The 20,619-nt window shown below is 36.7% G+C and carries 11 protein-coding genes; 9 read left to right on the forward strand and 2 right to left on the reverse strand.

Annotation, left to right across the window (positions count from 1 at the left end; all coding sequences use genetic code 11):
* The first annotated feature begins 13 nt into the window (after window positions 1-13).
* The 9 genes from QLS65_RS08395 to nagB all read left to right on the forward strand — a co-directional run bounded on the left by QLS65_RS08395 (window position 14) and on the right by nagB (window position 15,060).
* Complete coding sequence (locus tag QLS65_RS08395; RefSeq protein ID WP_282716691.1) at window positions 14-1,465, forward strand: RagB/SusD family nutrient uptake outer membrane protein; 1,452 nt, start codon at window positions 14-16, stop codon at window positions 1,463-1,465.
* A gap of 105 nt (window positions 1,466-1,570) precedes the next feature.
* A complete protein-coding gene (locus QLS65_RS08400) occupies window positions 1,571-2,491 on the forward strand; it encodes a dihydrodipicolinate synthase family protein (RefSeq protein WP_282716693.1) in 921 nt (306 codons plus the stop codon).
* Window positions 2,492-2,521: 30 nt separating this feature from the next.
* Window positions 2,522-3,694, forward strand: coding sequence for a kelch repeat-containing protein (locus QLS65_RS08405; RefSeq protein ID WP_282716696.1), 1,173 nt, complete (start codon window positions 2,522-2,524; stop codon window positions 3,692-3,694).
* 70 nt (window positions 3,695-3,764) lie between these two features.
* Window positions 3,765-5,009 carry an MFS transporter gene (locus QLS65_RS08410; RefSeq protein WP_282716699.1) on the forward strand — a complete coding sequence of 415 codons (1,245 nt, stop codon included), beginning with the start codon at window positions 3,765-3,767 and terminating at the stop codon, window positions 5,007-5,009.
* A 146-nt stretch (window positions 5,010-5,155) separates the two neighbouring features.
* The gene (locus QLS65_RS08415; RefSeq protein WP_282716701.1) at window positions 5,156-7,252 is read left to right on the forward strand and encodes a GDSL-type esterase/lipase family protein; all 2,097 of its coding nucleotides are present in this window, start codon (window positions 5,156-5,158) and stop codon (window positions 7,250-7,252) included.
* Between the two features lie 116 nt (window positions 7,253-7,368).
* A complete protein-coding gene (locus QLS65_RS08420) occupies window positions 7,369-8,556 on the forward strand; it encodes an AGE family epimerase/isomerase (protein ID WP_282716703.1) in 1,188 nt (395 codons plus the stop codon).
* A gap of 97 nt (window positions 8,557-8,653) precedes the next feature.
* Window positions 8,654-11,890 carry a LamG-like jellyroll fold domain-containing protein gene (locus tag QLS65_RS08425; protein ID WP_282716708.1) on the forward strand — a complete coding sequence of 1,079 codons (3,237 nt, stop codon included), beginning with the start codon at window positions 8,654-8,656 and terminating at the stop codon, window positions 11,888-11,890.
* 58 nt (window positions 11,891-11,948) lie between these two features.
* A complete protein-coding gene (nagA, locus tag QLS65_RS08430) occupies window positions 11,949-13,070 on the forward strand; it encodes an N-acetylglucosamine-6-phosphate deacetylase (protein ID WP_282716718.1) in 1,122 nt (373 codons plus the stop codon).
* Window positions 13,071-13,122: 52 nt separating this feature from the next.
* A complete protein-coding gene (gene nagB, locus QLS65_RS08435) occupies window positions 13,123-15,060 on the forward strand; it encodes a glucosamine-6-phosphate deaminase (protein WP_282716720.1) in 1,938 nt (645 codons plus the stop codon).
* Window positions 15,061-15,997: 937 nt separating this feature from the next.
* Here the strand turns inward: nagB and QLS65_RS08440 are convergent.
* Together QLS65_RS08440 and QLS65_RS08445 are read right to left on the reverse strand one after the other, a co-directional pair.
* Window positions 15,998-17,428 carry a TolC family protein gene (locus tag QLS65_RS08440; protein WP_282712013.1) on the reverse strand — a complete coding sequence of 477 codons (1,431 nt, stop codon included), beginning with the start codon at window positions 17,426-17,428 and terminating at the stop codon, window positions 15,998-16,000.
* Complete coding sequence (locus QLS65_RS08445; RefSeq protein WP_282716722.1) at window positions 17,421-20,591, reverse strand: efflux RND transporter permease subunit; 3,171 nt, start codon at window positions 20,589-20,591, stop codon at window positions 17,421-17,423. Before QLS65_RS08445 ends, QLS65_RS08440 begins: the two co-directional genes overlap by 8 nt.
* Window positions 20,592-20,619: the final 28 nt, after the last annotated feature.

Consider the following 20,619-nt stretch of genomic DNA (forward strand, 5'->3'; position numbering starts at 1 on the left):
AATAATAAATATCATGAAAAAGAAAATTCTTTTATACTCTATACTTTTTACAGGACTTTCACTATTCAGTTCGTGTGAAGACGATTTAAACTTACAATCTGAAAGCGTAATTACTTCTGCCAGTTTTTGGAAAACAGAAGATGATGCGAAAGCAGGTGTAAATGGTATGTACTTCAATTTTAGAACCCAAACCCAACAAAATTATTATCTTTTGGGAGGAGCAAGAAGTGCTGAAATAACAAGCGGTGTTCAATCACCTCTCAGTTTGGCAAATTATTACAATAACAACTTAACTGCACAAAATATTGATGTGGATTGGGCTGGTTTGTATACCGTAATTCATCAGGCGAATTTGGTTTTGAAATATGTTCCGACTATTCAATTTAGTCCAACAACTGTAAATGAGCAAAAGAGATATATCGCGCAAGCGTATTCGATGCGTGCTTTGGCTTATTTCATCATGGCTCGTTCTTGGGGTGGTGTGCCAATAGTAACTACACCAACAGAAAACACGAATCAATCCGAATATATTGTTTCGCGCAATACAATTGAAGAAACTTTTGCATTCATTAAGTCTGATATTGAATCAGCCATCGCTAATTATCCTGATGCAACAAACAATAAGACCCAGCTCTCTTTAGCTTCTACTTACGCTTTAAAAGCGGATGTGAATTTATGGACAGCAAAACAATTAGGTGGTGGAAGTACTGATTTAAACACGGCTTTGGCTGCAATTAATGCTATTCCTACTGCACCATCTTTATTACCAAATTTCAAAGACGTATTTGGTTACACCAATAAAGGAAATGCCGAAGTGCTTTTTGCGGTTCGATATTCTTTGGCGGATGTACCGTCTGCGCTATCTGACAATTGGAATTCTTTCATGTTTGTTGGACCAAGTGACTTTGCACCGCTAACGGCAGCAACGGCGACGGCAACTTTTGGAACTTTGGGTGTTGGTACTGGTAATGCAGGTATTTCTAGAGTACAACCAGATATTACCCGTTTCAATTTCAATAATACGGATACCCGAAAAACTGCTACTTATTTAACTCTATACAATGGAGCCACTCCGGCAGTAACAGGTTTAGTAAAGTACAACGGAACTGTTGACGGTGCTACCAGAAGATTTGTTAGCGATATCATTATTTACCGTTGGGCTGACATCTTGTTGATGAAAGCAGAAATTAAAAATGCTTTAGGTCAGGATCCAACTAATGAAATGAATCAAGTGATGCAAAGAGCCGATGCTTCTTCCTCATTTACAAATGGCTCTCAAACTGCTAATGACGATGTTATTTTGAATGAACGTCTAAAAGAATTAGCTTTTGAAGGTAAAGCATGGTGGGATTTAGTTCGTTTCAATAAAACGAATCTTGTGCCTTCTATGGCCGGTAAAAAGATATTGTTTCCAATATCTCAAAATACCATTAACTTTAATCCTAAAATCACTCAGAATCCATAGTAAAAACTGGATTTAAGAAGTATAGTTTAAATAATAAGCCGGGAATATTTAAGTTCCCGGTCTATTTAAACAACATAAATAAAAGACAATTTAAAAAAATACCTCATGAAAATTGAACATTTACAAGGGCTTATTTCAGCTCCTTTTACACCCTTTAACAGCAATGGAAAATTAGATGTTAGCCTAATTCCGGCTTACTATACTTTTCTAAAACGAAACGGAATAACGGGTGCTTTTATTAATGGCTCTACAGGAGAAGGCGTTTCTATTACCTTACAAGAGAAGAAAACGGTTGCTCAAGCTTGGGCAGATTGTTCTAACCATGATGCCGACTTTAAAGTAATGGTATTCTTAGGAGGAACATGCCTTACGGATTGCATTGACCTAGCAAAACATGCGTATGAAATAGGATTGTATGCTGTTTCACTAACGGCTCCATTTTATTTCAAACCAGCTAATGTAGATATGTTGGCGCAAGCCTGTATCGAAGTTGGGAAAAGTGTTCCTAATATGCCTTTCTATTACTACCACATTCCAGTATTGACAGGTGTAAACTTACCAATGTTTGATTTAGTGCAGGCCTTAGACGGGAAACTTCCAAATTTTGCTGGCATAAAATATACACACGAAGATTTCATGGATTTCCAAAGTTGTATGAGTTATGAAAATGGCAAATTTGATATGCTTTGGGGACGAGATGAGAATATGTTATCTGCATTAGTATTAGGTGCCAAAGGTGCTGTAGGAAGCACTTTCAATTATGCGGCTCCTTTATACTATGATTTAATTGCGGCTTTTAATGCAAATGATTTGGTTACAGCTCGTGCTTTACAGCAAAAATCAATCAACATGATTCGTTTATTGGGCAAATATGGCGGTATTTCAGTAGGTAAAGCCTATATGAAAGTAGTAGGACTAAATTTAGGTGAATTTAGATTGCCTGTAAAAAATATGAGCCCTGACCAATTTGAATTATTCAAAAAAGATGTCGAAAGTCTCAATTTTGAAGATTTCAAATCGAAATAACTTCGTTCGTTTTATTTTAAAATAAATACTATGAATAACTATTTTTCTTCTCTAATCCTTTGCTTACTTATTATGTTGACAACAGATGCCCTTTCTCAAAAAAAAGCTGTAAACCATATTGAATGGAAAAAAGGAGCACATCTACAAAATGCTGATGGAACTATATCATTGGGCTTTGCAGGTGCAATTAATGGTATTACTAACGATGTTTTAATTGTTTCAGGAGGTGCTAATTTCCAAGATAAAATGCCTTGGGAAGGTGGAAAAAAACACTATTCAAAAGAAATTCATGTATTACAGAAATGTGATAATACGTATGTTTGGAACAAAAAAGTTTCGAGTGTATTATCCGAACCTATCGCCTATTGCGGTTCAACTTCAACCGACTTAGGCGTGGTATATGTAGGGGGCGAAAATGAAAATGGACTTTCGAATAAAGCTTTTATCTTAAAATGGAATGCATCTAAAAATGAGGTTGAAATAAAATCGCTACCTAATTTTCCGGTAGCTATTACAAATATTGGCTTAACACATATTGGCAATGTAGTTTATGCCATTGGTGGTGATGAAGCGACTAAATCTTCTAATGATTTTTTAAGCCTTGATCTAAATAGCAAAAATCCGGAATGGAAAACACTTCCGAAATTACCTATCGCTCTGGCAAATTCAGTTACGGTAGTTCAAAAAGACAAAAACGGAATCAATATTTATGTGATTGGTGGAAGAACTAAAACACCTACGGGGATCAGTGATTTACACAATACTACTTTTGTTTTTAACATTAAAAAACAAATCTGGGAAAGTCGTGCAAACATATCCGATGGAAAAAACACAACCAACTTTTCCGCAGGTGCAGGTGTTGCTGTAGGCAATCATTCAATCGTAATTGTTGGTGGTGATAATGGTGAAACTTTTCATAAAATCGAAACCTATTTGTCCCAAATTGCAAAAACTGATTCTCCGGAAGAAAAAGCAAAACTATCCGTAGAGAAGAATAAGTTGAATACAAATCATGATGGTTTTTATAAAGGAATTTTGGTATACAACACCCTTACAGATTCATGGTCAACCATTGGTGAACTGCCCTTTCTTGCTCATGTAACTACAACAGCCACACTCTGGAATGACGACATTGTTTTATCAAATGGGGAAGTAAAACCAGGCATTCGTACTCCTGATGTTATGTTAGGAACAATAAAATAACGACACAAAAAATTGGTTTTAGCTGCTTTTTAATGTTGAAAAAGAAGAGTAAAACTAAAAAAAATAAAATATGAAAAATACAAAGCATTATCCTTGGATTGTAGTTGGTTTACTCTGGCTGGTAGCATTGTTAAACTATATGGACAGACAAATGTTGGCCACAATGCGTCCGTCTATGGAAGCCGACATCCCTGAATTAGTATCCGGTGAAAATTTTGGACGTCTAATGGCTATATTTCTTTGGATTTATGCTTTAATGAGTCCTATTTCCGGAATTATTGCTGACAAATTAAACCGAAAATGGTTGATTGTAGGCAGTTTATTTGTGTGGTCAGCGGTCACTTATGCAATGGGATATGCTACAACTTACAATCAGGTATATTGGTTAAGAGCGCTTATGGGAGTGAGCGAAGCCCTTTATATTCCAGCAGGTTTATCACTAATAGCCGATTATCATCAGCAAAAAACAAGATCGCTGGCTATTGGTATTCACATGACTGGACTTTATGTGGGTTCTGCATTAGGAGGTTTTGGAGCTACCATCGCAGCTACCTATTCTTGGCATACTACTTTTCATTATTTTGGAATCGTTGGTGTTGTCTATGCTTTCGTTTTGGTATTCTTATTAAAAGAGAAAAAAGCTACTGAAATAAAACCTATTGATTTAGATTTGATAACAACAAGTGAAAAAAGTTCACTGTTTAAAGGTTTAGCACTGCTTTTCACGAACATCTCTTTCTGGGTTATCTTATTCTATTTTGCCATAATCAGTTTACCGGGCTGGGCTACAAAAAACTGGCTGCCTACCCTATTTTCAGAAAACTTAGCAATCCCTATGGAACAGGCGGGACCTTTAGCAACTATCGCCATATCCTTTTCATCATTATTGGGAGTGATTTTCGGAGGTATTCTATCAGACAAATGGGTACAAAAAAATATAAAAGGCAGGGTTTATACCAGTGCGATTGGTTTGAGTTTAACGATTCCTGCATTATTGTTAATTGGTTTTGGAGATTCATTATTCAATGTTGTAGGTGCTGTACTTTGTTTCGGTATCGGTTACGGAATGTTTGATGCCAATAATATGCCCATTATATGTCAATTTGTTTCTTCAAAATACCGGGGAACGGCCTATGGTGTCCTTAATATGACCGGAGTTGGTTGTGGTGCATTAGTAACTTCATTATTAGGCAAATCATCGGATAGCGGGACTTTAGGTTACGGCTTTGCTTTGATGGCGGGAGTTGTTGCAATTGCATTAGTAGTCCAAGTCAGTTTTCTGCGTCCAAAAGTGAATGATTTTGTCGATGCCTAAAATACACTAGTATCGTTTACTAAGTTCAAAAATTTGTTTTAAGTTGGTTTTGGTTTTTATCTGTTAAGGCGGAGCCTTCTGTTCCGCCTTGCGGATAATTTATGCCCATTTTTAATGATTTTTGAAAAAATAAAAACATAAATACAATGAAAAGGAATCTATTTTTAGTGGTCTTTTTGATTTCAATAGTCACTCATTTTGAGTCAATTGCACAAAAAGCAATACTCAAAGTAGCTTGCATTGGGGATTCTGTTACAGCAGGTTATCTTCTGTCTGATGCTACCAATGAATCCTATCCTTCGCAGCTTCAAATCTTGATGGGCAGACAATATGAAGTGAAAAATTTTGGGCATAGTGGAGCAACACTTTTGAAAAAAGGAAGTAAGCCATATTCCAATACAACAGAATGTGCAGATGCCATTGCATACAGACCAGATATCGCTATTATTCATTTGGGTTTAAATGATACAGATCCTAGAAATTGGCCTAATTACAAAGAAGAATTTGATGCCGATTACACTTGGTTGATAGACACTTTAAAAAAACAAAATCCGGCAGTCAAAATTTACATCTGTCGATTGACACCCATATTTAATGAGCATCCTCGATTTAAATCGGGAACCAGAGATTGGTTTTGGCAAATTCAATCTCATATACCCAACATTGCAAAAGCAAATCAAGTGGGTTTAATTGACTTACATGAAAAATTATACCATCGTCCCGATCTTTTTCCCGATGCTTTACACCCAACGAAAGAAGGAGCAACTATTCTGGCCAAAACCGTTTATGAAAACATCACTCAAAATTATGGAAGATTAAAATTAGCTGCTGTTTTCACTAACAATATGGTTTTGCAACGTAATCAACCCATTCCAGTTTATGGAACGGCTAATGGAGGTGATACAATTGAAGTGACTTTTAAACAACAAAAAAAGAACGTCATTGCCGACAAATATGGAAAATGGAAAATTACTTTTCCCGCAATAAAACAAGGCGGACCGTATGAAATGACTGTCAAATCTAAGAAAACAAACATTATTTTAAAGAATATTTTAATTGGAGATGTTTGGTTTTGTTCAGGACAGTCGAATATGGCATTTCAACTTCAAAATTCAGAAAATGGTGCAGCAGAAGTAAAAAAGGCAATCGCAAATTCTACTATTCGGTTATTCAATGCCAAAGCAATCCGGGAGACTGATGAAACAGCTTGGGATTCAATCACTTTGGTTAAAACCAATCAGCTGGAATTCTTTTCCGGAAGTTGGTCAGTATGTGATTCAATAAGTGCCAAAGATTTCTCGGCCATTGCCTATTACTTTGGTAAAAACATCGCTCACGAAGAAAATGTACCCGTGGGTTTAATTCAAGTTGCCGTTGGCGGATCACCGATAGAATCTTGGATAGACAGAAATACCTTAGAATATGACGACAAAGTAGTTGATGTATTAACCAACTGGCGCAAATCGGATTTCATCATGCCATGGGTTAGAGAACGTGCTAATGTGAATTTGAAAAATGCAACAAATGTAAAACAACGCCATCCGTATGATCCTTCCTATAATTTTGAAGCTGGAGTGGAAACTTTTACAAAATTCCCGATAAAAGGTGTGATTTGGTACCAAGGCGAAAGCAATGCACACAACGTTGAATTATATGAACATCTCATGCCAAAATTAGTAGAAAGTTGGCGTAAAGCTTGGGACGCTAACCTACCCTTCTATTATGTTCAATTAGCAAGTATTGAGCGACCAACTTGGCCAGCCTTCAGAGATATGCAAAACAGATTGCAAAATAAGATTCTAAACAGCGGAATGGCAATAAGTATGGATTATGGAGATGCTTTAAATGTCCATCCAATTAAGAAAAAAGAAGTTGCAGATCGTTTGGCGCTTTTGGCCTTGCGCTACACCTATGGAAAAGCTGTAATTGCGAATGGTCCTTCCGCTTTGAAAGCCATACAAAAAGGCGACACTATTCTAGTTTCGTTTGCATTTGCAAAACAATTAACTACGGCAGACAAAAAGGAGTTAATTGGTTTTGAATTGGTAAATGACAAAGGAATTCACTTTCAAAGTAAAGCCGCAATTGTAAAAAATCAAGTACAAATTACTATCCCGAAAGGAGAAAAAATAAAAACTGTTTTATATGCATGCAAGCCTTTTAGCACAGCTAATTTAGTGAATGAAGCTGGTTTACCCAGTTCCACTTTTAAACTTGAACTCCATGCAATTACCAAAAATTAAAAGAGATTCCGTAAGGCAGATAATCACATACAGTCAAATGTGTTTGACTAAATGACGTCCAAATTAACCCTAGTACAAAATAAAATATAGTAGTTACATAACATATAGTAAAGAAAATGAGTTATTCAAAAATAGATCTTCAAAACCTCAGAAACTTTTATCAGAATCAATTGTTAAATGACACCGTTCCCTTTTGGTTTCCGCGCTCTATTGATACCGATTTTGGAGGTTATTTATTAATGCGTGATCAAGACGGAAGTTTAATAGATGATGATAAAGCCGTCTGGATACAAGGGCGTGCTGCTTGGTTATTGGCAACACTTTACAATACAGTTGAGCCAAAACAAGAATGGCTGGAAGGTTCAAAAACAGGAATTGATTTTTTGAACAACCATTGCTTTGATACTGATGGACAGATGTTTTTTCACGTAACACGAGATGGGCAACCCATACGCAAACGCCGTTATTTCTTTTCGGAAACCTTTGCGGTTATTGCCATGTCAGCTTACGCCAAAGCTAGCGGAGATGAAACAGTAGCTGAAAAAGCGCGATTTTTATTCGGAAAATGTATTGAATACTCTACTAATCCCGATTTATTAGAACCTAAATTCACCGCCACCCGACCGTCAAAAGGAATTGGCACACCTATGATTCTAATAAATACAGCGCAACAGTTACGAGAAAATATTGGAGATCCGCGTTGTGATGAATGGATTAGCAAATGGATTGCAGAAATTGAAACCTATTTTGTAAAAGACGATATCAAATGCGTGATGGAACAAGTAGCACCAGATGGTTCTATTATCGATCACATTGATGGCCGAACCTTAAATCCTGGACACGCTATTGAAGGTGCTTGGTTTATTTTGCATGAAGCAAAATACCGCAACAATGATCCTCATTTAATCGAATTGGGATGTAAAATGCTGGATTATATGTGGGAACGCGGATGGGATAAAGAACATGGCGGTGTCCTCTATTTCCGAGATGTATATGACAAACCAGTACAGGAATACTGGCAGGATATGAAATTCTGGTGGCCACAAAACGAAGTGATTATCGCAACACTTTTAGCCTACACCATGACTGGTAATCAAAAATATGCTGCTTGGCACAAAATGGTGCATGATTATGGGTACAGTAAATTCCATGATACCGCAAACGGAGAATGGTTTGGTTATTTACATAAAGACGGAACCATTGCCCAAACGGCAAAAGGAAATATGTTCAAAGGACCGTTTCATTTGCCAAGACAGGAATGGTATTGTTTACAACTACTTAATGAGTATTTAGAAGACAGTTAAATTTGATTTCGGCTATCGCTGTCAGCTCGTTTAACAAAACCGTTCCGGATTACAATCTTATGCTTTACTAACCAATTTTAACCAAATCTTAAAAAATATGAAAAATTTATTACTTTCTTTTTGTTTGTTTTTTATGTGTTTATACGCTAATAGCCTAAAAGCACAAAGTGGTAAGGTCTTAAACCTTAATGGAACTAGTACGTATATGACGGTTGCTGATCATGCCGATTTAAACTTTGGCACAAGCCAAAATAAAACAATTACCTGTTGGATAAAAACTACCACTACAACTGGTACCCCACGTATTTTTGCTAAAAGAAATGGTTCATCAGGTAATGGATATGAGTTTTGGACCGGTAATGGTTCAAATGCCGGCAAATTTGCCATAAATATGCAAGGTATGGGTATACCAAATAATATTAGTACAGCAGGTTATTCTGCAAATTCAATTGCTGATGGGACTTGGCACCATATAGCATTGGTATTAGATGCTTCCAGTAACAGAACAGTATATGGTTATGTAGACGGTGTTTTAGCAAATACAGGAAAAACCTTTACATCCATTACTTCGGATTTCTCCAATGCGTTGAACTTTGTTGTTGGAGCTACATCTGACACAAATAACAGTTACAAATGGGCTGGACAAATTGATGCTATACGAGTTTGGGACAAAGCAATGACTCCAACAGAATTAATGGCAGACATGACTGCAGTAATAAATGGACCAACCACTAACCTACTCGCTGCTTGGGATTTTGAAAACATAAGTGGCAGCACTGTTCCTGATGTTTCCGGTAATAATCATGCAGGAACTCTTTTTGGGTCTCCAACAGTTTCAAATGCTTTTCCGATGATTTTATCTTTGGATGGGGTAAATGATTATATGTCTGTTGTAAATCATGCCGATTTTAATTTGGCAATGGGACAAAGTTTAACCGTTACCTGTAGAATTAAAACAGCCGATTTCTCTAAAAGAATCTTGAGTAAGCGACCAGGCGGTTCGGGTATTGGTTATGAATTTATCAATAATTCATTAGCTGGCGGCGGGCAATTTGGAGTTAATCTAACAACAAGTGGGGGCGCTGCCGGACCACCTTATGGTACATCAAATGTATCTAATAGCATCTGGCATCATCTGGCAATGGTTATTGATGTGGCCACTACGAGTTGTAAAATTTATGTGGATGGTGCTTTACAACAAACCAAAACTACCTCAAATATTGGTGGTATAAATACTGTTTCTAATACTGGTAATTTATTGTTTGGAACGCTAAGCAATTTTGCATCCTTTATGAATATTCAAATTGACGATATCCGTTTTTGGAGGAAAGCAATGACAGCTGCAGAAGTACTTACAGATAAAACAGCAATTGTTACTGGTACCGAAGCTAATTTATTAGCAGCATGGGATTTTGAAAATGTAAGCGGAGTTACTATTCCAGATATTTCTGGCCACAGCCATCCCGGTACGCTAAACGGCGGAGCATCAGTAATCGCTCAAACAAATACCATGCAAATTAATACCGTATCCTTAATTCAAACGGAACTTCCAACGGGTATGGGAGATATTAATCAACGTATTGTTGCTGTAAAAGTCGCTGCCAACGGAACGATCAATCCACTTACTGTAAGCGCACTAAAATTCACTATGAATGGTACGACAAATAGTGCTGATGTTAGCACTATTAAAATATATTCAAGTGGAACTGATTCCGTTTTTAATACTGCTACTGCTACGTTATTTGGAACTACAGCACCTGCAGTCGGTAACCTAACCGTTAATGGAAGCCAAGCACTAGTGTCCGGAGATAATTATTTTTGGATTACTTATGATGTAGCTTCCGGAGCAACTGAAGGAAATCTATTGGATGCCAGTTGTGAATCGATAGTTGCAAATACTATAACTTATAATACCGCTGCCAACACTGTTGCAGGTAACCGCGTTATCCTATTAGCTAATACCCTTTTATTTACTCCGGGAGATGCCGGATCCTCAAACTATCGTATCCCTGCAATCATAACTGCGGCCGATGGTTCATTGGTAACCGTAACGGACAAAAGATGGAATGGTGCGGGAGATTTAGCAGCAAAAATCGACCCGGTAGCCCGCCGCAGCACAGATAATGGAAAAACATGGTCAGAACCTGTGACCATTGCCAATTTTGGTGCACCTACCGGAGTCGGAGATGCGGCATTGGTTATGGATAAAGCAACTGGTAATTTAATTTGTTTACTTGCTGCCGATTTAGGTTTCTTTGCTTCGACACCAACAAATCCAATTAAAATAAAATATTGCAGAAGTACTGATAATGGAATCACTTGGGGCGCACCAGTAGATATAACGAATCAAATTTATGGCGCTGGTTGCAGTAATGCTATCACTCAAAATTGGTTAGGCGTATTTGTAGCATCAGGTAGAGCGCATCAATTAAGAGATGGTCGTATCGTTGCTGCCATTTGTGTCAGAGAATCAAGTGGCGGAATCAATAATTACATGATTTCAAGTACTGATGGTGGTATTACTTGGACTCCATCAACAGGAATTGCTGAAACAGGAGGCGATGAAGCCAAAATTGTCGAATTGAATAATGGAAATCTGATGATGAGCATCCGTAATTCGGGAACACGCAGATTTAATGTATCAACCAACAAAGGTGTTTCTTGGGGTACAGCCTACAATCAGGCTAATATTACCGATCCTAATTGCGATGGGGATTTTATTCGCTATACCTCAACTTTAGATGGATTTGATAAAAACCGTTTGCTGCATACGATTCCTTTTGCAGCAAATAGGACCAATGTTTCTGTGTTAATGAGTACCGATGAAGGAGCTACTTGGCCAATCAGAAAAACAATTTTTCCTGGAGCATCGGCATATTCTAGTCTAACGGTTTTGCCTGACGGAACATTAGGAATCTATTATGAAAACGGTGAAAGTTCAACTTATCAAATGTATTTTGCCCGATTCAGCTTAAATTGGTTAACAAATGGAGCAGATACATTTGTTCCTAATACATCTTTTTCTTCATCTCAAACCGCAAAGCGTTCTGGTATTTCAATTCCCTCTAATAAAAATTCAATATCAGGTAAGGAACTAAGTATCGATTTAGAACCCAATCCAACCAATGATTTATTAAAGGTTAAAGTTAATAATACCAAAGAACCAGTTACCGTTAAAATATTTAATTTAACAGGTGCAATAATTCGTAAAGCTACAATAGATAATACTGACCTAGAGACAATATTTTCTCTGGGAGATCAAGCTCAAGGTATTTATATCTTGCAGGTAAGCGACTCAAAAACAACAATCAATAAAAAAACAATAAAAAAATAAGCCTGTTGGATTGTATTTTTTAAACAGGAATAGGTTAAACACATTTAAATTATAAAAAATGAAACAAGCCATTGTTAACGGAATTGTACATACTGGCGATGAAATAAATAATGATGTCATTATTATAGAAAATGGAATAATTATTTCTGTCCAAAAAGAAATTCCCAATTCTATTCCTCTAATTGATTTGAAAGGAGAACACATTTCTGCTGGTTTCCTAGACATCCAAATAAATGGTGGAGAGCAACTTTATTTTAGCCAAACTCCAACAGAAGAAACCATTCAAGATATTTATGAAACTAGTTTGAAATATGGTACCACTCATGTACTGCCATGCCTGATATCTTCTTCTAAAGAAACCATTCTTCAAGGAATTGAAGCCATTCGCAATTATAAGGCAAAATACAATAACGGAGTACTAGGAATGCATCTGGAAGGTCCTTTTTTGAATCCTTTAAAACGTGGCGCACATAGCATTAATCAGGTTCGTAAACCTACTAATGCCGAATTAGAAGAAATTATCCGTTATGGTAAAGAGGTGATAAAAGTAATGACAATTGCTCCGGAATGTTTTACTGACGAGCAATTGGATATGCTATTAGAAAGCGACATCGTCATTTCGGCGGGACATTCGACGATGACCTACAAAGAAGCACAATATTACTTTTCTAAAGGGATCAAATTGGTTACCCATTTGTTTAATGCGATGACTCAATTTGGGCATCGGGAACCCGGTTTAGTTGGTGCAACATTCGAAAATAAATCTGTTTATGCACCTGTTATTTTAGATGGTGCACATTGCGATTATGCTGCTGCTAGATTAGCATACAAACTAAAGAAAGACAAATTCTTTTTAATTAGTGATGCTGCTTTTTTAGGACGCAAAGTTGCCAATTTCAAATGGGAAAATTTTGATGCCCATCTAGACAATGGTTTTTACAGAAATGAAGAAGGTAATCTAGCCGGTGCCAGTATTTCGATGAAAGAAGCGGTTCAGAATGCTTTCAATCATTTGAACGTATCGGCTGATGAAGCGATTAAAATGGCGACTTGCCGAGTAGCAGCCGCTATTAATATGGAACATCAATTGGGTAAAATAAAACCCGGATTTCCGGCAAGTTTTGTCACTTTCAATGATAATTTGTCAAGAATAGAAACCCTAATTTATAATCCGATTTAAACAATCAATATTAAAAAAACAACTACACAACTAACTCAAATAAAAAATTAAAATGAAAAGTGTTTTAGAAATTAAACCTGACATCAGTTATAAAAGTGCCGGTAAATTTGAAGAAACGAGATTTGAAAAAATTCATAACGAAATTTTCAAAAATTCGGTTGAAGCTTCAAAAATTGTTGCACAAGAAATAGCGGCATTAATTAGATCCAAACAAGCCGAAAATAAACCGTGTGTACTTGGTTTGGCTACTGGTTCTTCTCCTATAAAGGTCTATGAAGAATTGGTACGAATGTATAAAGAAGAAGGACTTAGCTTTAGTAATGTGGTCACTTTTAATTTGGATGAATACTATCCAATGACAAAAGAAAACAACCAAAGTTATCATTATTTTATGCATCAGCATCTTTTTAATCATATCGATATTAAACCGGAAAATATAAATGTCCCCGACGGAACGGTAGTGATTGATGAACTGAATCAATATTGTGTTGATTACGAAATGAAAATTAAAAATGCCGGAGGACTTGATTTCCAATTATTGGGTATCGGCCGTACGGGACACGTTGGGTTCAATGAACCGGGTTCCCACATCAATTCAGGAACCCGAATCATTACTTTGGATCATATCACAAGAATAGATGCATCGTCAGATTTTAATGGTATCGATAACGTCCCTAAAAGAGCGATTACGATGGGAGTTTCTACCATTTTGAGATCCAAAAGAATTGTATTAATGGCTTGGGGCCAAAATAAGGCTTCCATCATAAAGAGAACCATTCAAGGAGAAATAAGTTCCGAAGTTCCTGCTACATTTTTGCAAAATCATACCAATACTACTTTTGTTTTAGACCAATCGGCAGCTTCCGAATTAACCAGATTTGAAACCCCTTGGTTGGTAGGAGAATGCATTTGGACATCAGAATTAAAAAATAAAGCCATTGTTTGGCTTTGCCAAGAGACAAAACAATCGATATTAAAACTAACCGACAGGGATTACAACAACAACGGAATGTCGGATCTTTTGGCGCAAGAAGGCTCAGCATATGATTTGAATATTAATATGTTCAATGTATTGCAGCACACGATAACTGGATGGCCGGGAGGAAAACCCGATACGGATGATTCCCACAGACCCGAAAGAGCCAATCCTGCAAAAAAAAGAATCATCCTTTTTAGTCCGCATCCGGATGATGACGTGATTTCTATGGGAGGCACTTTTTCTAAATTGATAAAACAAGGTCATGATGTTCATGTAGTGTATCAAACTTCTGGAAATATTGCTGTTACGGATGATGAAGCATTGAAATTTGCTGAAGTTTGCAATGATTTTATTGGAGAAACCGATTGTAATATTGATTTTCCTGCGGTAATCAATTTCATTAACAACAAAACTGAAAATCAAATTGATTCTCTTGACGTTCGAAAATTAAAAGGATTAATCAGACGTCGTGAATCGTATGCTGCAACAAGATACATTGGCTTAAAAGATGAAAACACGCACTTTTTAGACCTTCCTTTTTATGAAACGGGCCGAGTAAAGAAAAACCCATTAGGCCCTGAAGATGTTGCCATAGTTTCTGCCATTATTGCAAAAATAAAACCGCATCAGGTTTTTGCTGCTGGTGATTTGGCAGATCCACACGGTACCCATGAAGTTTGCTTGAATGCCATATTTGCCGCCATGAAACAACTCAAATCAAAACCTTACATGAATGATTGTTGGTTATGGTTGTACAGAGGTGCTTGGCATGAATGGGATATCCATGAAATAGATATGGCCGTTCCCTTAAGTCCTGATGAAGTTTTGCTAAAAAGACATGCTATTTTGTACCACCAATCCCAAAAAGACAGAGTGATGTTTCAAGGAAACGACTCCAGAGAATTTTGGGTTAGAGCCGAAGATCGCAACAAAAATACCGCAAAGATTTATGACGATTTAGGACTTGCTGAATATGAAGCTATTGAAGCTTTTAAACGTTTTGATTACTAACCTTATAATTAAATTTAAAACTATCAATATCCTAAGATTTTAATAAGGATATTGATAGTTTTAAATTTTATAAATAACCCAAATTTTACTTCCAAATGTTCGTGAATAAAAAAAATTAGTTTTCGTCTTAACACTTCTATCCAGTATTACTGTTGGATGTAGTCATGACGAAAACCAAAGCAGTGCATACCAACCTAATTATTCACCTACTCTTGACGCCACTAATTTACCAGTCGGGTAATCACTATTAATTATAATACTTAATTACCGTCCCAATGTCATGACAATTAAGTATATAAATTCATGACCTATATTGTCGGTATCATTCTCTAAAAATAATTAAGTAAATTTAAGAAATAGAATTTAACTTTAATAACTTTCCACATAGCCAGTTTCTTTAAATAGTGTATAAATTAGTTTATGACTTGTCAAGTAAAGGTAATATTTGCAATACAAGTTATAGTACCTAATTTTTCTTGTTTTTTACTCTAGTCTTTAAAAGAGTTCGACAGTCGAACTCTAATGTCTCTTTTAGCGTCAACTTTTTATCTTTAAAAAACTTAGAATTATTAAAAAAAGTTAGGTAAATATTTTGAACCTAAAAAATAATCATTGAATTAAAAAAAAAATCAAATCACTTAAAATCAAATGATTACATTACAGTTTTAAGCTGTCAAAAAAAGTTAATATAGGAATTAGATGTTCGATTGTAGTCCCATCGACTCCACAGAAAACCTTGTAATCAATTGAATTACAAGGTTTTTTTATGTCTAAATTTCAGCAAAATCAAGACTTAACAATAATAGCAGAATCAAAACCAAATTTAAATCTGTTCTTATAAAACAAAAAAACAGTAGTAAACTTGTGCTTACTACTGTCTAAAAATGTTTTTTATATTTGATTCGTAACGTACTGTTTTTTAGAAACTCAAATTAATTTATTTCCAACCGCCACCTAAATCCCTGTAAACATGAACTACAGCATTGAGTTGCTCTTTTTTAGTCTCAATAAGTTCGAGCTTGGATTCCAAAGCATCGCGTTGGGTCATCAAAACTTCAAAATAATCTACTCTGGCAGACTTAAATAAATCACCTGCTACAGCAATCGAACGGCTCAAAGCATCTACTTGTTGTGCTTTCAGTTGGTAACTTTTTTCCAAATTATTAATTTTAGAAAGCTGGCTGGAAACCTCGAGATACGCTTTAAGAATTGCACGCTCATAGTTGTACAAAGCCTGAATTTGTCTGGAATTCGCAGATTTATACTCCGCTTTTATTGCATTTCGGTTGATCAATGGTGCTGCAAAATCTCCCACAAATGAATACAATAATGATTCTGGCAATGTAAACAAGTACGATGACTTAAAAGCATTTGCGCCTACCTTTGCTGTAATATCTAATGAAGGATAAAACTCAGCACGAGCTACTTTTACATCTAGTTTTGCTGCTTCCAATTCCATTTCGGCTTGTTTGATATCGGGTCTGTTCGCTAACAATTGAGCTGGAATCCCAGAATGAATTACCGGAGGCAACAAACTAATAAAATTAGATTTATCTCTCTTTATTTCCTGCGGGTATTGCCCTAACAAGAAACTGATTTTATTCTCCGTTTCATTTATATTCTGAAGAATCTCAAACTCCATACTTTTGGAAGCCATTACCTCAGCCTGAAATTTCTGAACAGCCAATTCAGTTGATCTAGCGGCTTCTTTCTGAAATTTCACAATTTCCAAAGCGGTGCTTTGCAAGGCAATATTCTGTTTTACAATATCCAATTGGCTATCCAAAGCCAGCAATTCGTAATACGAATCAGCAACCTCAGCAATAAGATTAGTTATCACAAAATTCTTCCCTTCAACAGTTGATAAATATCGACTTACAGCAGCTTTTTTAGAATTGCGCAATTTTTTCCAAATATCAACTTCCCAATTGGCATAAGCTGCTATTTTCAAATCGCCCAATGGTTCTGGCATTTCTAAGCCTGGTCTTATTTCAGTTGAAGCATCTCCGGCGCCTTGGCTGGTATATCTCCCTACTTTTTCAATTCCTGCTCCTGCTCCAATACCCACTTTTGGTAAAAGAGCCCCTTTTCGTAAACGAATATCGTTTTTAGCAATTTCAATTTCCTGCAAAGTAATCTGTAATTCCTGATTGTTTTTTAAAGCAATTTCAATCAGGTTTATCAAATTCGGGTCTTTAAAATAGGTTTGCCAAGGTGTCGCAGCTATATTGGTAGTATCCGTACTCTTGTTGAAAAATTCTGGAACTGCTTTGGTTTCAACCAAAGGAGCTAAAGCCGGAGTACAACTTGCCACCGTTAGACAAATAGCCAGCGGGACAATATATTTATAATTCTTTATTTTAGGCATGATTATCATCAAATTCTTCGGTTAATGGATTCTCTTTTTCATTTTTTACGAGTTTATATTTTTCAGCAATTCTACCAAAAACATAATATAGTCCTGGGATGACAAATACCCCGCAAATAGTTCCTATAAGCATTCCTCCTGCTGCCGCTGTACCAATAGTTCGATTACCAATTTTACCGGGTCCAGTAGCAAATACAAGTGGAATCAAACCTGCTATAAATGCAAAAGAGGTCATCAATATAGGACGGAATCTGGCTTTAGCACCCTCCATTGCGGCTTGAAGTACCGTTCTTCCGGAAGCGTGCCTTTGAATTGCAAATTCGACAATCAAAACTGCATTTTTACCCAATAAACCTATCAGCATTACCATGGCTACCTGAGCGTAGATATTGTTCTCCAAGCCTGTCAACTTCAATAAAAGAAAGGCTCCAAAAATTCCTGCCGGTAAAGAAAGTATTACTGACAACGGAAGAATGAAACTTTCGTACTGTGCTGCTAAAACAAGATAGACAAAACCTAAACAGATTAGGAAAATCCAAATGGCTTGATTTCCTTGTGAAACCTCATCAGCAGAAATACCCGCCCAATCAATACCAAAACCTCGAGGTAATTTTGACTCTGCTACTTCTTGTACAGCTTTAATGGCGGCTCCACTACTGTAACCTGGTGCTGCTGATCCACTAATCTCAGAAGAATTATACATGTTATGTCGGGTGATTTCTGATAGTCCATATACTTTTTCCAACTTCATAAAAGCGGAGAAAGGCACCATTTCGTCCCTATTGTTTTTCACATATAATTTCAAAATATCTTCAGGTAAAGCACGGTATTCAGGAGCGGCCTGTACTATGACTTTGTAATTAAACCCGTATTTGATAAAACTGATTTCATAGTTACTACCCACCAATGTTGATAAAGTATTCATGGCGTTTTCAATGGAAACCCCTTTCTGCTGTGCCAAATCATTGTCGACTTTCATCATATACTGAGGAAAACTGGCACTGTAAAAACTAAATACAGATGCTAATTCTGGACGCTTATTCAATTCCTTAACGAAATCATTATTAACGCTTTCCATTTTCTTGTAATCCCCTGACCCAGCTTTGTCCAACAGACGAAGTTCAAAACCTCCTGCGGCTCCATATCCTGGCACAGCCGGCGGTTGGAAAAACTCAATATTGGCACCCGGAATATCTTTAGTTTTCTCTTCTAATTCGCTCATGATTTCTTGTACAGAATGCTTTCGCTCGCTCCATTCTTTAAGATTAATCAAACAAGTTCCGGCATTGGCACCCGTACCTTCCGTAAGAATTTCATATCCAGCCAAAGCAGATACCGATTGCACACCGTCGATGGTTTCGGCAATTTTCTGTAATTTTTCAGCAATATTATCCGTTCTTTCTAATGAGGAACCGGGAGGCGTTTGGATGATCGCATAAAACATTCCTTGATCTTCATTAGGAATAAATCCTGAAGGAACAGTACTGCTAATGAACCAAGTTCCTGCACAGAAACCGATAAGCGCAATAAAAGTTATGGTTCTTCTGTTTACAATGCGACTTAAAACGCTTTCATACTTTTGAGCAGTACTGTTGAACTTCGAATTAAAACCATCTAAGAAGCGGTTTACTGGCGTTCTCTTTCTAGGTTTACCATGATTGCTTTTCAACATCATTGCACAAAGTGCCGGTGTAAGCGTTAATGCCACAATACCCGAAAGAATAATAGCTGTTGCCATTGTAATCGAGAATTGACGATAAAAAATCCCTACAGGCCCAGACATGAATGCCACCGGAATAAATACCGCCGCCATCAAGAATGTAATCGCTATAATTGCTCCTGCTATTTCATGCATCGCTTTTTTTGTAGCTTTTAGTGGCGAGAGATGGTCTTCCTCCATCTTGGCGTGGACGGCTTCGATAACCACAATGGCATCATCGACGACGACTCCAATGGCTAATACTAATGCAAATAAAGTAATAAGATTTAGTGTAATCCCGAATAATTGCATGAACATAAAGGTTCCAATAAGGGAAACAGGCACAGCAATGGCCGGTATAATAGTTGACCTCCAATCGCCCAAGAAAAGAAATACTACCAAACCCACTAAAATAAAGGCTTCGACCAAAGTATGAATTACTTTTTCGATAGAAGGATCCAGAAATTTAGATACATCATAACTGATTTCATAATCCATTCCTTTTGGAAAAGAATTTTTCTTGATTTCAGCTAATTTTAATTTTACATCTTTAATAACCTGACTGGCATTACTTCCGTAGGATTGTTTCAAAACAATTGCAGCAGAAGGTTTTCCGTTTAAGTTCGAATAAATATCATACATCGAACTTCCAAACTCAATATTGGCAACATCTTTTAATCGTAAAATTTCGCCGTCAGGATTTGATCTGAGCACTACATTTCCATATTGTTCTTTACTTGTAAATCGGCCCGAATATTTTAGTACATATTCAAATGCTTGCGATCTTTTACCTGAACTTTCACCTGTTTTACCTGGTGACGCTTCTAGACTTTGATTGGCTAAGGCTTCCATAATTTCCTCTGCAGAAATTTTATAGGCTAACATTCTGTCTGGCTTAAGCCAAATTCTCATCGCATATTCCCGATTACCCAAAACATCTGCAAATCCTACTCCATTTACCCTTTTTAATTCAGAGAGAATATTAATCTCGGCAAAGTTGTACAAAAACTTCTGATCCGTATTCTTATCCGTACTGTAAAGATTCACATACATCAGCATACTCGATTCTTCACGCGTAATTTTCACTCCTTCTCTTACCACTAATGGCGGTAATTTATTGACTACAGAGGCTACACGGTTTTGAACATTTATCGCTGCTTGATTCGGGTCGGTACCCAAATTAAAAATTATTTGAATACTTGCTTCTCCGTCGTTACCCGCATCTGAAGTCATGTATTTCATTCCAGGAACTCCATTGAGTGCCTTTTCTAATGGTATGATTACGGACTTGATCATCAGTTCTCCATTTGATCCCGGATAATCTGCTATTACGTTTACCCTTGGTGGCGAAATGGAAGGGAATTGAGTCACCGGCAAATTGGTTACCGCCAAGACTCCCAAAAAGACAATTATGAGCGATATTACTATCGACAAAACTGGTCTTTGAATAAATTTATTAAACATTATATTTATTTTTTTATGGTTAAACCAA

The organism is Flavobacterium algoritolerans (genome assembly GCF_030010385.1).
Lineage (GTDB): Bacteria > Bacteroidota > Bacteroidia > Flavobacteriales > Flavobacteriaceae > Flavobacterium > Flavobacterium algoritolerans.

Coding starts and splice junctions, on each gene's coding strand:
- nagA (WP_282716718.1), top strand. CDS start 11,949: ATGAAACAAGCCATTGTTAACGGAATTGTACATACTGGCGATGAAATA.
- QLS65_RS08440 (WP_282712013.1), bottom strand. CDS start 17,428: ATGCCTAAAATAAAGAATTATAAATATATTGTCCCGCTGGCTATTTGT.
- nagB (WP_282716720.1), top strand. CDS start 13,123: ATGAAAAGTGTTTTAGAAATTAAACCTGACATCAGTTATAAAAGTGCC.
- QLS65_RS08420 (WP_282716703.1), top strand. CDS start 7,369: ATGAGTTATTCAAAAATAGATCTTCAAAACCTCAGAAACTTTTATCAG.
- QLS65_RS08400 (WP_282716693.1), top strand. CDS start 1,571: ATGAAAATTGAACATTTACAAGGGCTTATTTCAGCTCCTTTTACACCC.
- QLS65_RS08405 (WP_282716696.1), top strand. CDS start 2,522: ATGAATAACTATTTTTCTTCTCTAATCCTTTGCTTACTTATTATGTTG.
- QLS65_RS08410 (WP_282716699.1), top strand. CDS start 3,765: ATGAAAAATACAAAGCATTATCCTTGGATTGTAGTTGGTTTACTCTGG.
- QLS65_RS08425 (WP_282716708.1), top strand. CDS start 8,654: ATGAAAAATTTATTACTTTCTTTTTGTTTGTTTTTTATGTGTTTATAC.
- QLS65_RS08415 (WP_282716701.1), top strand. CDS start 5,156: ATGAAAAGGAATCTATTTTTAGTGGTCTTTTTGATTTCAATAGTCACT.
- QLS65_RS08445 (WP_282716722.1), bottom strand. CDS start 20,591: ATGTTTAATAAATTTATTCAAAGACCAGTTTTGTCGATAGTAATATCG.
- QLS65_RS08395 (WP_282716691.1), top strand. CDS start 14: ATGAAAAAGAAAATTCTTTTATACTCTATACTTTTTACAGGACTTTCA.